Source organism: Zoogloea sp. (genome assembly GCF_023150065.1).
GTDB lineage: Bacteria > Pseudomonadota > Gammaproteobacteria > Burkholderiales > Rhodocyclaceae > Zoogloea.
In genome coordinates this window covers 35,988-52,178 of sequence record NZ_JAKLLN010000010.1, presented here as the reverse complement: position 1 = coordinate 52,178, position 16,191 = coordinate 35,988, and the positions used below count along the sequence as shown (strand labels likewise).

General features: G+C 60.5%; 15 protein-coding genes. 11 read left to right on the top strand and 4 right to left on the bottom strand.

What is annotated here, in order from left to right; all coding sequences use genetic code 11:
- The first annotated feature begins 9 nt into the window (after positions 1 to 9).
- The 5 genes from L6Q67_RS12825 to L6Q67_RS12805 are packed head-to-tail and all read left to right on the top strand — an operon-like array spanning position 10 to position 3,420.
- Positions 10 to 861: an NAD(P)H-binding protein gene (locus tag L6Q67_RS12825; RefSeq protein WP_296569898.1), complete on the top strand. Its 852-nt coding sequence runs from the start codon at positions 10 to 12 to the stop codon at positions 859 to 861.
- Positions 858 to 1,673, top strand: a complete 816-nt coding sequence (locus L6Q67_RS12820) for a class III extradiol ring-cleavage dioxygenase (protein WP_296569896.1) — start codon at positions 858 to 860, stop codon at positions 1,671 to 1,673. Before L6Q67_RS12825 ends, L6Q67_RS12820 begins: the two co-directional genes overlap by 4 nt.
- Positions 1,674 to 1,675: 2 nt before the next feature.
- Entirely contained in the window at positions 1,676 to 2,215 is a 540-nt protein-coding gene (locus L6Q67_RS12815; protein ID WP_296569894.1) for a cytochrome b, read from the top strand.
- Between the two features lie 23 nt (positions 2,216 to 2,238).
- Positions 2,239 to 2,802: a YceI family protein gene (locus L6Q67_RS12810; RefSeq protein WP_296569892.1), complete on the top strand. Its 564-nt coding sequence runs from the start codon at positions 2,239 to 2,241 to the stop codon at positions 2,800 to 2,802.
- A gap of 51 nt (positions 2,803 to 2,853) precedes the next feature.
- Complete coding sequence (locus tag L6Q67_RS12805) at positions 2,854 to 3,420, top strand: YceI family protein (RefSeq protein ID WP_296569890.1); 567 nt, start codon at positions 2,854 to 2,856, stop codon at positions 3,418 to 3,420.
- A gap of 102 nt (positions 3,421 to 3,522) precedes the next feature.
- Here L6Q67_RS12805 and L6Q67_RS12800 read toward each other — a convergent pair whose 3' ends face one another.
- Entirely contained in the window at positions 3,523 to 4,038 is a 516-nt protein-coding gene (locus tag L6Q67_RS12800) for a PEP-CTERM sorting domain-containing protein (protein WP_296569889.1), read from the bottom strand.
- A 398-nt stretch (positions 4,039 to 4,436) separates the two neighbouring features.
- On the opposite strand from L6Q67_RS12800, the gene L6Q67_RS12795 reads away from it, so the two are divergent.
- From L6Q67_RS12795 to L6Q67_RS12770, 6 genes are all read left to right on the top strand, one after another.
- Positions 4,437 to 5,564 (top strand): ISAs1 family transposase, encoded by a 1,128-nt coding sequence (locus L6Q67_RS12795; RefSeq protein WP_296569887.1) that lies wholly within the window; start codon positions 4,437 to 4,439, stop codon positions 5,562 to 5,564.
- Between the two features lie 125 nt (positions 5,565 to 5,689).
- On the top strand, positions 5,690 to 6,013 hold the full coding sequence (locus tag L6Q67_RS12790) for a hypothetical protein (RefSeq protein WP_296569885.1): 324 nt from the start codon (positions 5,690 to 5,692) through the stop codon (positions 6,011 to 6,013).
- Between the two features lie 358 nt (positions 6,014 to 6,371).
- Positions 6,372 to 7,457: a hypothetical protein gene (locus tag L6Q67_RS12785; RefSeq protein ID WP_296569883.1), complete on the top strand. Its 1,086-nt coding sequence runs from the start codon at positions 6,372 to 6,374 to the stop codon at positions 7,455 to 7,457.
- A 47-nt stretch (positions 7,458 to 7,504) separates the two neighbouring features.
- Complete coding sequence (locus L6Q67_RS12780; protein WP_296569881.1) at positions 7,505 to 8,413, top strand: hypothetical protein; 909 nt, start codon at positions 7,505 to 7,507, stop codon at positions 8,411 to 8,413.
- Entirely contained in the window at positions 8,410 to 9,504 is a 1,095-nt protein-coding gene (locus L6Q67_RS12775) for a hypothetical protein (protein ID WP_296569879.1), read from the top strand. Before L6Q67_RS12780 ends, L6Q67_RS12775 begins: the two co-directional genes overlap by 4 nt.
- A 108-nt stretch (positions 9,505 to 9,612) precedes the next feature.
- Positions 9,613 to 10,860, top strand: a complete 1,248-nt coding sequence (locus tag L6Q67_RS12770) for an SH3 domain-containing protein (protein ID WP_296569876.1) — start codon at positions 9,613 to 9,615, stop codon at positions 10,858 to 10,860.
- A 118-nt stretch (positions 10,861 to 10,978) separates the two neighbouring features.
- Here the strand turns inward: L6Q67_RS12770 and L6Q67_RS12765 are convergent, their stop codons facing one another.
- From L6Q67_RS12765 to L6Q67_RS12755, 3 genes are all read right to left on the bottom strand, one after another.
- Complete coding sequence (locus L6Q67_RS12765) at positions 10,979 to 12,988, bottom strand: bifunctional serine/threonine-protein kinase/formylglycine-generating enzyme family protein (protein ID WP_296569874.1); 2,010 nt, start codon at positions 12,986 to 12,988, stop codon at positions 10,979 to 10,981.
- Positions 12,989 to 13,219: 231 nt separating this feature from the next.
- Positions 13,220 to 14,248, bottom strand: coding sequence for an SUMF1/EgtB/PvdO family nonheme iron enzyme (locus L6Q67_RS12760; RefSeq protein WP_296569872.1), 1,029 nt, complete (start codon positions 14,246 to 14,248; stop codon positions 13,220 to 13,222).
- Entirely contained in the window at positions 14,245 to 16,086 is a 1,842-nt protein-coding gene (locus L6Q67_RS12755) for a bifunctional serine/threonine-protein kinase/formylglycine-generating enzyme family protein (protein ID WP_296569870.1), read from the bottom strand. The genes L6Q67_RS12760 and L6Q67_RS12755 overlap by 4 nt, the downstream gene beginning before the upstream one ends.
- Between the last annotated feature and the right edge of the window lie 105 nt (positions 16,087 to 16,191).

Here is a 16,191-nt window from a genome sequence, read left to right as displayed (position 1 = left end):
GAGAGCAGCGTGATCCTCGTCACCGGCGCCAATGGCCAGCTTGGCCGGCGCATCGTCCAGCACCTCATTGCCCGCGAGCCCGCCCTGCGCGGCCGTCGCCTGGCGGTGAGCGTGCGGGAGCCCGCCCGGGCCGGTGACCTGGCTAACCGCGACGTGACCGTGCGGCACGGCGACTTCGACCAGCCGGACACCCTGCCCAAGGCCTTCGCAGGCGCCCTGCGCCTGGTGCTGGTGCCCACCGACGGGCCGGCGGCCCTGCGCATCCAGCGTCATGGCAACGCCATCCGGGCCGCCGTGGCGGCCGGGGTCGGCCACGTGCTGTACGTCGGCGGCCTGGAGGCCGACATGGCGCCGGCCACGCCCTTCTCCCGCGTCCATCGGGACACCGAGGCCCTGCTGGCCGACAGCGCCCTGCCCCACACCGTGCTGCGCTGCCCGCCCTGTGCCGATGCCCTGACCGACTGGTTCGCGCCGGCCCTGAGCGATGGCAGCCTGCCCGTGCCGCCCGGTGAGGGCGCACTCAGCCTGGTCTCCCGGGACGAACTGGCCCAGGCCATCGCCGCCGCCGCCCTGGCCCCGCGCCTCGACCAGCGCATCCACCGGCTCACCGGCCAGGCCGCCCTGAGCCTGGCCGACATCGCCGCCCGCATCGCCCGGGTGTGCGGCCGCCCGCTGCGCTACGAAGCCGGCAGCGCCAACGGCCCGGTCGATGCCCTGGACGCCCGCGCCAGCCTGTTTGCCGCCATCGCCGCCGGGCAGTTCTCCCCCCTCAGCCGCGACTTTGCAGCCCTGGTGGGCCACCCGCCCAAGTCCCTGGACTGCCTGATCCACGAATACTTCGCCCCGAGGAGTCTTGCATGAACCCGCGTCACCCGGTCCTCTTCGTCTCCCACGGCGCTCCGGACGTGCTGCTCAAGCCCGGCGCCACCGTGGCCCTTTGGCAGCACCTGGGCGCCACCCTGCCCCGCCCCCGGGCGATCCTGGTGATCTCGGCCCACTGGGCGGCCCGGGAGCCGACCGTCAGCACCGCTGCCCGGCCGGACACCATCCACGACTTCGGTGGCTTTCCGCCGGCCCTCTACGCCATGGAATACCCGGCCCCCGGCGCGCCGGAACTGGCCGCCCGGGTGGGCGATCTGCTCGCCGCGGCCGGCCTGCCCTGCGCCACCACCCCCGACCGGGGTCTCGACCACGGCGCCTGGATTCCCCTGAAGGCCATGTACCCCCAGACCGACATCCCGGTGGTGCAGCTCGCCCTGCAGCCCTTCGCCGGCACCGACTGGCACCGCCGTATCGGCGCCGCCCTGCGCCCCCTGCGGGACGAAGGGGTGCTGATCCTGGCCTCCGGCTCGGTAACCCACAACTTCGGCTGGCTCACCTGGGGCGAGAACAGCGCGCCGGTGAGCGCCGCCCGGGCCTTTGCCGACTGGCTGGGCGACGCCCTGGCCCGGGACGACCGCCCGGCCCTGCTCGAATACCGCCGCATGTCGGCTGAAGGCGCCGCCGCCCACCCCAGCGAGGAGCACCTGCTGCCCCTGTTCTCGGCCCTGGGCGCAGCCAGCCCCGGGGAAATCCCCCTGCGCCTGGAACCGGAATACACCTACGGTGGTCTGGCCATGGACGCCTATCTCTGGCAGGACGCCAGCCCTGCCCCCTATCACCCGGAGCACTGACCATGAACTTCCCGACCCCGCGCTACACGGGCCCGGCCATCGCAGCCCACTGGCTGATCGCCGCCCTGATCCTGGTGGCCTTCCCCCTGGGCGTTTACATGCACGACCTGCCCCTGTCGCCCAACAAGCTCAAGCTCTACTCGTATCACAAGTGGATCGGCATCACCGTGCTGCTGCTCTTCGTGCCGCGCATCCTGTGGCGCATCACCCACCGCCCGCCGGCCCCGCTGCCCATGCCCGCCTGGCAGCACAAGATCGCCGAAGGCACCCATCACCTGCTCTACCTGCTGATGTTCCTGGTGCCCCTGAGCGGCTGGCTGATGAGCTCGGCCAAGGGCTTTCAGGTGGTGTATTTCGGCGTGCTGCCCCTGCCCGACCTGGTGGGCAAGAGCGACGACCTGGGCGACCTGCTCAAGGCGGTGCACGAAACCCTCAACTTCGGCCTGCTGGTGCTGGTCGGCCTACACGTGGCCGGCGCCCTCAAGCACGTGATCATCGACCGTGATGGCACCCTGCGCCGCATGCTGCCCTTTGGCAAATGAACGAACGACTCCAAGGAGAAACCATGAAGATCCGTACCCTCGCCCTGACCGCCGCCGTGCTGATGGCCGGCACCGCCCACGCCGTCGAGTTCAACCAGGTGGATGCTGGCAAGAGCAGCCTGGCCTTCTCGTCCAAGCAGATGGGCGTACCCGTGCCCGGCAGCTTCAAGCGCTTCACCAGCCAGATCGCCTTTGACCCGGCCAAGCCCACCGCCGCCAGCACCACCCTCGAGATCGACCTGGCCAGCATCGACGCCGGCTCCAAGGACGCCAACGACGAGGTGGTGGGCAAGCAGTGGTTCAACGTCAAGGCCTTCCCCACCGCGAAGTTCGTGTCCACCGGTGTCAAGGCCCTGGGCGGCAACCGCTACGAAGCCCTGGGCAAGATGACCATCAAGGGCCAGACCCGTGACGTGGTCGCCCCCTTCACCTTCAAGCAGGAAGGTGCCAGCGGCGTCTTCGACGGCGCCTTCGTGCTCAAGCGCATGGACTACAACATCGGCGAAGGCCCCTGGGCCGACGTGTCCGCCGTCGCCAACGAGATCGAGATCAAGTTCCATATGGTGGCCAACGCCGCCAAGAAGTAAGCCATCAAGCCTCAACCCCAACCAAACCAAACCTGTAAAACGGAGAACAGCATGAAGAAACTCATCACCCTGGCCATCGCCGCCACCCTGTCCACCGCCGCCTTCGCCGCGCCGGAGACCTACACCATCGAAGGCACCCACACCTTCCCGCGCTTCGAGTACAGCCACTTCGGCTACTCGACCCAGCTCTCCCGCTTCGACAAGACCACCGGCACCATCACCCTCGACAAGGCTGCCAAGACCGGCTCGGTGGACGTGACCATCGACACCACCTCGGTGAACACCGGCTACCCCCTGTTCAACCAGCACATCCAGGGCGAAGACTTCTTCGACACCGCCAAGTACCCCACCATCACCTACAAGTCCACCAAGGTGAACTTCGACGGTGACAAGCCGGCCACCATCGAAGGCAACCTGACCGTCAAGGGCGTCACCAAGCCCGTCACCCTCACCGTCACCTCCTTCCACTGCATGCCCCACCCCATGCTCAAGAAGGACGCCTGTGGCGCCAACGCCACCGCCACCATCAAGCGCAGCGAATTCAACGCCGGCAAGTACGCCCCCTACGTGGGCGACGACGTGAAGCTGACCATCGCCGTGGAAGCTTACAAACCGTAAGCCGACCGCCATCCCCCGCGCGGCGCGCGGGGGGCTTCTGCAGTTATCGGGTACCGCCTGCCCGGAAGACGGCGACACATCCCGAACTGCGCCTTCGCTAGCTCACAGCACGCGCCCGCCCTTCCCTCGGCGCACGCCCGCCGCCGCGAGCCCCGTCAGCACCAGCGCCAGCGAAGTCGGCTCCGGAACGTGCAAGCCTCGGTCAAATGACCATGATCCTTGCTGAAAATTGCCGCTGGCCGAGTCGACCACGTATGCGTTGTTGAGATCAGTGAGTAAAAGGGTCCAGCCATTGTCCGAAAAACTGTCGTCGATATGCGGCCCATCCCCTTGGTCACTGTAGAAATAGGGCTGAAAAAGGATTCCGCTGAACACTACGTTCGACCAACCCAAACCTGCAGACGAAAGCACGAAGTCACCGGTGAGGTGAGTATCGTTCGGGTCAGCCATCCCGTCATAAAAACCCTGTACCAGGGCGTCGTCAAAAACCACCGATCCAGTGACGGAATTTGCCCCGATGGACGCGTTGACGCCCCAGGTCATCTGCGCCGCCTGAACAGGCGCGCCAAGGGCGAACGCAAGACTGGCGGCACTCAGAGCTCTGATAATCGCTTTCATGGATTCTCCCATTTCAATTGAAGCCGCATTGCAGCGGACAGGCACGAAGTCCCCTGACCCATTTGCAGCAAACCGCGCCAGCCACTCCAGCAAAATTCGTTCCCTGATTTGAAACATCCATATAATCAACCAGTTGACACGGCCAGCCCGACACGCCTGAAACATTCTGTAAAGTCATTCGACATGTTCCAGTGAGCGTCAGCAACGGCACCAGGGATCGGCGCAGGGCCATTGCATTTGCCCGTCACCCGCCCCCCGCGCACTCAAACAACACTCCACAACACTAAAACCCGTTCACACTCAACAGCTTACGCAAGCACATTGTGAACTTCTTCCAAAAGGCGTCCACTCTCGTCTTTTGGACGATGAGCATGGAAACGCCCGCACCGATGCCGTTGATGAGTTGTCTCTCCCTGGTCGACGACCCTCGCCGTGCCGGCTATGCGCGCCGGCATGATCTCCAGGAGATCCTGACGATGGCCGTCTGCGCGGTGCTGTGCGACATGAACACCTTCGAGGAAATCGCCTTCTGGGCCCAGAGCAAGGAGGCCTGGCTCAGGCGCTTTCTCAAACTCGAGGGTGGCATCCCGTCCCACGACACCTTCAACCGGGTGTTCCGCATCCTGAACCCGAAGTCCTTCGAGTCGGCCTTCCGGCGCTGGGCGGGTGGCCTGGTGCCCGCGGTGAGCACGGGCTCGCTGGCGGTCGATGGCAAGACGATACGAGGCTCGGGTGATGGCGAGAACAGGCCGATCCACATGGTCAGCGCCTTCGCCACCGAATGTGGGCTGGTGCTGGGCCAGGAGAAGGTCAGTGACAAGAGCAACGAGATCACCGCCATCCCCGAACTGCTCGACAACCTGCTTATCCGGGGCTATCTGGTCTGCATCGATGCAATGGGCTGCCAGAGCCAGATCGCCGCGAAGATCCTGGCACAGAAGGCCGACTACCTGCTGGCCGTCAAAGGCAACCAGCCGTCCCTTCAAGTCATGCTCCAGGAGCGCTTCGGCCTCGCCCAGCGCGAGGCGCTGCAGCAGGCCGGGCAATACGCCCGCTTCTCTGAGGAAGCCCATGGCCGCTTCGTGTGGCAGGAGTTCTGGGTGGCTGCCAATGCAGGCGAAGTGGATGTTGAACACTGGCCAGGGTGCAAGATGCTGGGCATGGTCGAATCGCTGAGGATGGTTGGCGACAAGGCCTCTGCGCCAGAACGGCGCTACTACATCGCGTCCCGAGCCATGCCGGCCATCGACTTTGCCAAAGCCGTCCGGGCGCACTGGGGCATTGAGAATGGCGTGCACTGGATGCTGGACGTCAATTTCCAGGAAGACGCCGCCACCGTGCGCAAGGACTACGCCGCCGACAACCTCTCCCGGCTGAAGCGCATCGTTCTCAATCTGCTCAAGACCGAAACCGCCACCCAAGCCAAGTTTGGAAAGATCAGCATGCGCATGAAGCGCAAGCTCGCCGCCTGGGAGGATGGCTACAGGGAGGCGATGCTGGGGATCAGACTGGCGCATGGCAGGTAAGTGCAATGGCCCTGGCCGGAATCCGGGACTCGACCGAGAAATAGTAAAACATCGAGGACTGGGGATCAACTTCGCCGCGCCTCGTTGTTCTGCCTGGGGTTCGAGGATACGGCTAGGACAGGTGGGTGGCCGGATCGTTCACTGGGTTTTGCATCAACCTGCTGGAGTTAGAAAAAGCGCCTGAGCCAGGCCTCTTTGCTCTCGGCCCAGAAGGCGATTTCCTCGAAGGTGTTCATGTCGCAAAGCACCGCACGGACAGCCATCGCCTGGATCTCCCGAAGATCTTACCGGCGCGCATAGCCGGCACGGCGAGGCTCGTCAACCAGGGCAAGGCGGCTCATCAGCGGAATAGGTGCAGATGTTCCCCCGTGCTTGTCGTCAAAAAGACGAGGGCAGACGCCTTCTTTGACAATATTTACAATGTGCTTACACAAGCCGTTAATTATTAACGTATTTTATCAAATAAAAATGTCTTTTGCGTATTACAAACAGCTAATAGCAAGTACGTGAAATGACCCAAAAACTCAACCAAGGTCTGCAGGCACCCATCCAGCACAGAAAGCCGTCCGGAGCGCTTCCATCGCCGCTGCAATGCCCCCACATCAGCCTTCATCAACGAGCAAACCGAAGTGTATGCCCGCAAACTCACGAAGGCGAAAATGACGATCAACTGCATTGACTGCCACCTCCCGACCTAGTATAAAACATGCTATATGGGATATAGCATAGCACTCCCGATTTCACCCTCGAATGGCTGCTGTCGAATTTCACAAATTTATCTACATCCGCAATCTTAGGAGAAAAACAATGCCCACAGAACCTTCGCACTCAGTTGCGTTATCAAGACATCAAAGATTGGCAATGATAGCCGCAACCATCTGCTTCTTGATTGGGTGGTTTCATACCGGGCAAGGCCTCTCAAACTACAGAATACTAGGCTCAGAATACGGCGGATTTGTTCTCGCGACCGGCCTTCTATTGATCATGATTCTTGCGTACAACAAGGCGATCAAAGGGTCAGCCGTTGGCCTAGGATTCTATTTGCTCTGCGCAGCCATAACTTTCGTCTGCAATCTCAACTCATTTTATCCCAATTACCGGGCCAACTCGCTGATAAGAGAAGAACTCCGGCAACATAGAACTGACTTAGGCGACCTTAGAGAATCGATTAAAACGGCATTTCAGGATGTTCAACTGAATGCCATGGCCGCATCGGTACGAGAAAAATCCGGCCAGTTGCAAAAGCAGTGCAAAATGCGAGGATTCGGCCCTCTGACAGAACAGGTACTGAAGGATATTGAGAGCGAACTTGGACGAAGCTTTACCAGACTGCGTCTTGGCAGCACTCAAGAAGACTGGGATCGGTGCGCCAGAGATTACGCAGAACTCATTGAAAATGCGCTCCAGGCAAAATTGAGCGAAAATAGATATGTCGACAAGCTGAACGATATACGGCAAGCCGAAGATTACTACACGCTATTCAGCAGAAAAATCGATGAAACGCTTGCCGACACAACAGAGATAAAGCAGGTTCCCGCATACGTAGAGGATCTGATAAAAGGCTATCGCGATTCGTGCAAGAAGGCCATGTCGCTACTTGCGGATGAGAAGAAAAATCAAGCCCTCCACGGCGACAAGACAAAATCTGAATTCCGCTGCAACCCGGCCTATTCGTCGCCGAACGTAGAACTGAACACGTTCTCTCACACGTTCAAGTCAGTATGGGCAACCCTAAGTGATGGAGGCACTGTCGCAGTAGTGCTGATTTCCCTGTTCATAGATTTCCTCGTCCCTCTTGCACTCTATCTTCTCGTTCGTGTTGATGCGAACTCCCAAGATGGAGTCTTCTGGACATCCGGCGGCAAGAGAGTCGGCCCCTCAGTACGCGGCTAACAGAATAGAGTGAATTCATTTTAAGTAGATCAGACGAAGGATGCCAAATGTCAGCTGAAAATCCAAATCCAATCTTTCAGGTCAGCCCTGACGAGGGCAGGCAAGACAGCCCAAGCGCCCCACCATTTGACGCCCGGGCCGAACTACTTCGACTATTGGAAGCAAGTGAAGACAAGCATTTTGTCTTCCTGTTCGGCTCCCCTGCTGCTGGAAAAACCGTCGTTCTTGGCTCAGTCATTCAAGCGATGCAACGCCCTGAGGTGCAAGGGAGGCTATTTGTGCATGGTGCGGGTGACGGCTACTTCAAGCATGGACTCGCGCTATGGGAGCAGCTTCGCCGCGCATTCGAGAAAAAGCAGTTCCCGCCACGAACCAAGGCTGGCGGAACCATTCAGCTTCACGCCCAATACAAGCCGCCAAATAACGGAAACAAGAGTACACCTCTTGATCTCGTATTTCTGGAAATGGCCGGGGAAGATCTCAAGAAGGTGATGATCACCGACCAGGGCGGTCGAAATTTACCTTTTCATATCGGTCAGTTTCTAAGAATTCCGCAACTCAAGATAGCCTTTCTTATTACAACGCCTTGGCAGGATGCATCCAAGGATGATGCGATGATTGACGACTTTCTGAGCTTCGTCAATGAAACAGCACCGCATCTCATCGAAAACAGGATAATTCTTCTTGTAACAAAATGGGACACCTACTCAGGCGGAGAGTCGACATCAATTGACGACTTTGTCAAACAAAAGATGCCTCGCACTTACAACAAGATCGCCGAAAAACGCAACATAATTCAGCCATTTTCCGTTGGTAAAATTGTTCCGTTTGATGGCGGGGAGGGCGACATCATTGCCACTTTTGACTACTCCGCCAGCCAACGCCTGTTCTCACGTATTTACGAAACATTCACAGGCATATCAAGCGAAAAGAAAAAAACCTGGAAGTTTTGGTGAACATCATGGACTTCGGTGGTTTTGTTTCGTATACCGTCAGTGGATACAAGTGTCACTCCTTCGGCACTCAAGCCATAAAGGAGGCGATAACGGTCTCTGCATCCGAACTGGACATGCCCCAATCCCTCTCCTTGAGACCGGGACGACGGGGCTTCAGGAGAACGGCACTTAAAGGGAAGGACGGAAAGTTTGCAGCAGTTGTGTATTCAGCTTTTATTGGGCTATCAGAGCCCAATGCAAACAGGGTTGGGTCCTTTCTTGCGATCGGCATCGCGACGCAGGAAGAGCTGGATTGCACCTCCAATGATATCGGGCCTGTTCTTCACAACCTGCTGTCCGATCTGGTTGAGCGTGTTTCAGATGGGTATCGCTTCACCTCTGGGTTAAATATCGAGGTCATCAATGCATTTCTGGGCGAAAATTCGCCGATTCTTGAAGACCTGCAATCCAGCTACAGTCCCTCCGGCCGATCCATCTTCAACAGTCATCAAGCGCAAAGAGGCGCTGTATTTCTATCGGATGATCAGTCCCCCCTCACACTTGTCTTCAATCGAATCTGCAGTTATTTGCCATACGGAACGGATTTTTTCCTGTTCGATACGAGCGCCAGTGGTGACGTGAAGAGTGCTCATCATGAGTTTCGCGTTGCAGCCTGGCCTGTACGCGCAGCACAAGCGGACATACGTCCGCCAACATACTCAGCAACAACTGCTCAGCAACCAAGGCCACAGCTTCAAGAGCACTCCCCACGCTCGAATGCAAGTGAAAAGTCGCTCAGCACAGAGCAGCTCAGGGAAGTGGAGCGGCTTATTGACAGACGCGACGAAAAGACCACGAAGATGATTTCTGAAGTACAGAGTACGCTTACGCACTGGAAATACATATCACTTGTCGGAACGGGCATTACGACAGCGCTACTGGTCATCTTTTCGTACTTTTTGTACACCTGGCGTTCTGAAGCAACCGCTCAATTCAAATCAATCCAGCAGCTCCACGCAACCCGCCACAAAGACCTAGCCCCGCCAACCGATAGTGAAACTCCAGCGGGCATGGAGGCAATCGCACCGAAGTCGCCGCCACCAAAAAAGTAATCGAATTAGCTCCTGGAAGCGCAGAAAGCTTTCCTTCACACTAAGTGTCTCTAACAGTCTTGAACTGAAGGCCGCGGCGCTTTCGGGTCAATTCAAAATCGAGTGTCCATGACGATGAGTAGTGAGATTGGCTGTGTCTCTTTCAACGTGCAATCAGGCGATGATGGCAGCTACATCCTGTCAGTAGGAGCGGTCGCAGAAGACTGCCCGGCAGTAGAGTTTATTGCCGAGACTTTGGATGGCTCATGGGCATCCCAGGTGACAGCGACAAGGGCGGGGAGCAAAGTCGTTCTACCGCCCAGCACCGTACATTCTAGAGTTCGCGTTCGACTATTTAACGACATTGGCAAGGAACTGTACAAGGATAGCAACCCGGCTATCCTGATCAAAGGCGAAGGCGGGAAGATCCTACCCTCACAAACAGGCAAGGAGAAGTCTCATTACTGGAATGCTGCTTCGGCAGTCTTGATTGGGGTGGTAGGATATTTCATATTTCAGCAGCTTTCACATGAGTATTCCGCGAAACCGTTAGAGGCCAGCGCCACCGCGACGACTCAGGACTTGGCAATCCTGTCGAGAAAGGCAAATCTTCGCAGAACGCCTGCATTACTCAAAGACAACGTACTTTCGACGCTGCCGTTTGGCACGCAGCTTGTCGGGTTGTCACAGGCCGGTGACTTCCTTGAGGTACGAGTCGTTGACGGTCAAAACGGATACATTCACAAGGATGTTGCAGGCGATGCGGCACGCGTCCGTGAACTCGGGTCGGGGGATTCACTTGGTCTAGCGCAGACGATTGCTGACGACCGTCGCGATGCGATCCTGAGAGTAGCAAGAGAGCTTCAATTTTCTCTTTTTGCGTCAACACTTTATAGCGAGATCCATTCAAACTCATTCGACCCTCCTCTCCGCGCCGCCATTATCGAGACAAGCAGCGACGACGTTTCGGCTCGCTTCTTTCATTATCTGGCGGAGGAAGCAACGTCTCGTCGAAATCTTAGGGAGGCCTCCGTCTATTATCGTGCGGCCGCGATTTCTAATCCAAAGAGCGTAGCCGATGTGCACGGGTGGGGCATCACGCAGCTACGAATGACCGGAGCCGTTGATGAGTCTACTGCCTTTCATGCACTCGTGGTCGCGCCTCGAAGTACAAATACTTGGCTGATGTTGGCCGCTTACCTTTCAAGCCGGACGGCAGACGGTAACGATACGGAAGTTGTGTCTGCCCTCCGATTGGCAGCAACTTTTTCTACCGATCGACAAGTCACAAAACGTTTTTTTGCGGACACCGGTCGTTCGACTTCCAATAAAAGGCTTCAATCTGCATTGGTAGAAGTAATGGCATCCATGCCTTGATCGATGCTTGGCCGCATCACGCAAAGGTCATTGATCACGATACCACGAGCAGTCTTGCCCTGATGCATGCGCAAGCCATACTGATAGTCTGCATTACACACGATGCCACTTGTCGCCCTCACTCCCCCTCCCGCACCAACCGGAACCCCATCTGCTGGGATCGGGTGCTGGTGTTCAGCCCACCCCTAAATTCCGCGTTGGCAGCGCTTGGCCCGGCAAACCAGCTGCCGCCGCGCACCGCCCGCAGGTCACAATCCTGCTTGCCGGCGTCGGGGGTTTCGCGCCAGCAGTCGGCAGTCCATTCGCCCGCGTTGCCGATGAAGTCGAAGAGGCCCAGGGCATTGGCCGCGAAACTTCCGCGCGGCGTGGGGTAAAAGCTGCCGTCCTTGCAGGCAAAGACGGTCTTGCGTTCGTGCTTCGTCCCGGGGGCGGGGCTGGAGTCGGCCACGTTGGCGTGGGTGCAAGCCTGATCGGCACCGGGGCCCCACGGAAATGGCGTGGTGTTGCCGGCACGCGCCCCGTATTCCCACTCGGCTTCGGTCGGCAGGCGGTAGCGCTTGCCGGTGATCCCGGAAAGCCACACCGCGTAATCGCTGGCATCGTGGAAGTTCACGCACGTTGCCGGTTGATCGTCCCCCACCGGATATCCCGGGGTCTTCCAGTTCAGCTTGCTTTGCATCTTGAACGTGAGATCGGACTCATCCAGGCCATAGCAGCCCGACCCAGGCACGGCACGCTTGTTGGCCTCTGCAAAGCGCAGCCATTCGGCACGGGTGATCTCGAAAGCTCCCACTGCCACCGGCCCGACGCGCAGCTCGCGTGCCTTCGCCCCGCTGGCGGACTTTGGGGGAGGAATGAGCAGCGTTCCACCCGGCACGGGCACCATCCAGGGACAATCCGGGCAGTCCTGGAACGCCGCTTCGGGTAGGGCGCCCCCCTTCAGACTCGGGCGGGGCGGGCTCTTTTCGATCTTCCGGGGCGGCGGAGCGGGGATGTCCGCCGCAGCGGGCGGCTCAGGGGGACGCGGTGGAGTCTCCTTTTTCGACATGAAAGACCAGGTGGCACCGCCCACAACCAGGCCCGCCACAAGCAGCCCCGCCACCCGCACCGCCGGGCGAGGCTTTCGGGCTGCCTGGGTGGCACCCGCCCCGGTGGCGGCATCGGGATCGGCAGGGGCCGCTAAGGGCACCCGCGCACGCTTCTGCTTTTGTGCCAATGCCTTGAGCCACTCCTCGGCCGACGCCCAACGCGCTTCAAGCCTTACCCCCATGGCACGGTCTATGCCCGCGAGCAGCGCAGGGGGGAACTTACCCGCCAGCAACTCGCTGGCGGGGCGAAGGCGATCCTTGATGACCCGCTGTGTGGATGGCAAGGGCCGCACCCCACTCACCAGGTGGTAGAAGGTTGCGCCCAGAGCGTACAGATCGGTTCGCGCATTCTGCTGCTCCAGGCCATGTTCGTCATATTGCTCGATGGGCGAGTAGCCAGGGCTGATGATGGCGCTCAGTGTCTGGGTGGCCTCGCCCACGCGCTGCCGCGCGGCGCCAAAATCCATCAGCACCACGCGCCCATCGGGCAGGACGAAGACATTGGCCGGCTTGATGTCCCGGTGCAGCAAGTGGTTGGGGGCGCTGTGCAGGTAGACGAGGGCCCGCAGCAATTGCGCCAGCCAATCGGTGATCTGCTCGGCAGAAGCCTCCTTGGCCTCCTCCATGAATGCCGCCAGGGTGTGCCCCTGCAGCAAGTCCATCACGATGTAGGCGGTGCCATTGGCCTCCAGTAGCTGCCACACCCGCACGATGCCCGGGTGGGAGAGGCCCGCCAAACGCCGCCCCTCGGCTACAAACTCCTCAAGCCCCTTGCTGTAGGCCAGGCGGTGGGACTTGCCCAAGGCATCCACCCGCCCGGTGTTGGTGCGCAGGCAGACGGTGTTGGGCAAGAACTCCTTGATCGCCCGGGGCACCTGAATGTGGTGGTCCCAGGCTTCGTAAACAATGCCGAAGCCCCCGGAGCCCAGGTGGGCCCGAATCTCGAACTCGTTGATGCGCGTGCCGGGCGCCAGGGCACGCAGATCTCCATCCCCGTCCGCGGGTGTCGACCCGGTGAGATAAATGCTTCCATCGTTCATCGTTGCAACCCATCCATTCTTCGTTCAAGCCATTCCAAGCCCATCACCGGCCGCGAGGGCCGCCAGCCACCCTGCGCCCAAGACCGCTTGCGCGAGCGGGGGGTTCGCCCCCCGCCCCCCCCCCCAAACGACCATCCCCCACGCCCCTCACATGCCGCCGCAAAGGCATCAAGGACTTAAGGACTTAAGGACTTAAGGACTTAAGGACTTAAGGACTTAAGGATTCAGGACCTAAAAAAGCGTCCTCGCCACCCGAAAACCCAAGAAGCTGCTCCGGTCCCCGGTGTCGAACCTGAGGCGGTTGGCAGAGCGCGCCATGTACGGGCCGTAAAACCACGAGCCGCCACGCACCATACGCTGCCCACACTCACCCTTCCTCCACGCACTCCCGTCCGCAGGCGCACCGCCGTAGCTCCCGTTCCAGCAGTCCTCCACCCATTCAAACACATTGCCCACCGTGTCATGCAAGCCATACCGGTTCGCTGCGAAACGCCCCACCGGCGCCGTCTGCTTGCGCTCCCATTCACTCCCGCAGCCATCACAGTTGGCCCGGTTGCTGCCAATCTCATCACCCCAGGGATACCGTGCCGTGCTCCCTGCCCGCGCCGCATACTCCCACTCCGCCTCACTCGGTAGACGATAGGGCTTGCCTGTCTTGCCCGACAGCCACTTCACATAAGCTTGCGCGTCATCCCAGTTCACGTTGATCACCGGCCGGTTCTCGCGCCCCCAGCCCCACTCATCCGGACGATGGCCGCAGCCCCCCTCCGATACGCATTGGTCGTACTCCACAAATGTCACCTCGAACCGCCCAAGCGCGAAACGCTTCGGGTGTGTCACGCGACGCACCGGCCCCTCATCCGAGCCCCCGTGGTCCGGGCTCCCCATGTCGAAGCTCCCCGACGGAATCACCACCATCTCCGGGCACGATGGGCAATCCCGAAACTGCCGCCCCGCCGGATAGTCCGCTTCTGAACGCGTGCGCCTGTCCACCGCCTCGCGCTCACGCTGTTGCTGTGCCTTCAGCGCGGCAAGCTCCTTTTCGGCGGCCTCAAGGCGCGCCATTGCTTTTTGTGCCTTTCTCTCGGCCTCCGCCGAGTCCCGCCCCTGCCGTGACTTATCCGGAGGGGGCTTTTGTGTCGGCTTCGACACCTCCTTCGGCACCACCTGCACCGAATCCTCGAACTGCGCGTACAACGCAGGGGAATACAAGGCCGTCAGCACCAACATGCCACGGATCAGTGCAAATGCACGACTCATTCCAGCTCCCTCACCAAACGAAAACCCAGATCGCTGTTCCGGGCATCCGAGTCACTCAAGAGACGAAAGGCGGAGCGCACCCTACCCGGGAAGTCGAACCACGAGCCGCCACGCACAACCCGCAGCCCACACTCACCCGTGGCCCACGCGCTCCCGTCTTCAGGCGCCCCGTCGTAACTTCCATTCCTGCAGTCCTCCACCCATTCCCACACATTGCCCACCGTGTCGTGAATGCCGAAACTGTTGGCCGCAAAACTCCCCACCGGCGCCGTCTGCTTGTTGTCCCATTCACTCCCGCAGCCATCGCAGTTGGCGAGCCCACTGCCAATCTCACCGCCCCAGGGATAGGCCGCCGAGCCCCCCGCCCGCGCCGCGTACTCCCACTCAGCTTCGCTCGGCAGCCGGTAGGCCTTGCCCGTCTTGCTCGACAGCCACTGCACATAGGCTTGTGCATCATTCCAGCTCACACCGATGACTGGGCGGTTGCCGCGCCCCCAGCCTCCATCATCCGGGCGGTGGTCGCAGCCCTCTCCCGACACACATTGGTCGTACTCCGCAAACGTCACCTCGTACCGGCCCAGGGCAAAACGCTTCGCGATGCTCACGTCGTGCATCGGGCCCTCGTCCTGGTCGCGCCCGGCTTCATCATCTGGGCTACCCATCTGGAAATGCCCTTCGGGGATGACCACCAGCTCGGGGCACCCGGTGCAATCACTAAAGACCTTCCCCGGCGGAAACTCCTCTGGTGGGGGGGGGGGAGGGGGGGGAGGCACAAGGTCAGGGGCCGGGGGGTGCGGCTCTTCTGACACATCCACCACCAGATAGCCATACACCACCAGATAGCCATACACCACGCCCACTGCCACTACCGCCCCCGCAAGCCAGTAAAGCACACGCCGCCACCGCTGACCCGGCTCCAGTGCCTTCCGCCATTCGGCAGCGGTCTGCCAGCGGGCATCGAAGTTCATCTCCAAGGCCTTGTCGATGCCTTGCAGAAACGTCTTGTCATAGTGGTTTGCTGCCACGTCGGCCGCCGGGCGCAGCTTGGTCTTGTACACGCGTGAGGTGGACGCCATCGGGCGGTTGGACGTGACCAGATGATAGAAGGTGGCCCCCAGGGCGTAGAGGTCGGTCGGCGGGCCTTGCCTTTCCAGGCCATTCTCGTCGTATTGTTCGATCGGCGCGTAGCCGGGGCAGGCTATCGCCGTGAGTGTCTGGGACACCTTGCCAATGCACTGCCGGGCTGCGCCAAAATCAATCAGCACCGGCGTGCCCTCATCCGTCACCACCACGTTCCTGGGGCTGATGTCCCGGTGCAGGATGCCGCGCTCGTGCACGGCCCCCAGGGCATCGAGCAGTGCACTCAGCCAACCCCGCAGGGTGGCTTCGTCCGGGCGCTCCTTCGCCTCGACAATCGACTGCAGGGTTCGCCCTTTCAGGCGCTTCATCACCATGTAGGCGGTGCCGTGGTCGCTCAGCCAGTCGTACACTCGCACCACCCCCGGGTGCTCCAGCTCCCGCAGCAGCCGCGCTTCACTGAGAAAGGCTTCCAGACCGGCGGCAAACACGGGCTTTTCCTGCTTGCTGCGCGCCGAGACAGACCCATCCGGCTTGCGCTGACTGCTCTGCACTGGAAAGAACTCTTTCAGCGCCACCACCAGCCCGCGCCCCTGCCGATCCACGGCCTCATACACCACGCCAAAGCCGCCTGAGCCGAGCAGCCCCCTGATCTCGTAGCGACCACCCACCAGCGTGCCAGGCGGCAGCCCCTCCTGCGGATCGTCATCCGGCGGGCGGGCACCGCCGACATACATACTATGGGGATCATTGGTATCCATCTGCGATCAAGCCTCAATCAAGTTGAACATGGGCCCACCCCGGTTGCCAGCGGCGGCATGGTGCGCTGGCGGTGGGCGGCCTTCGTGGTGCAGGAGGTAAGGGGG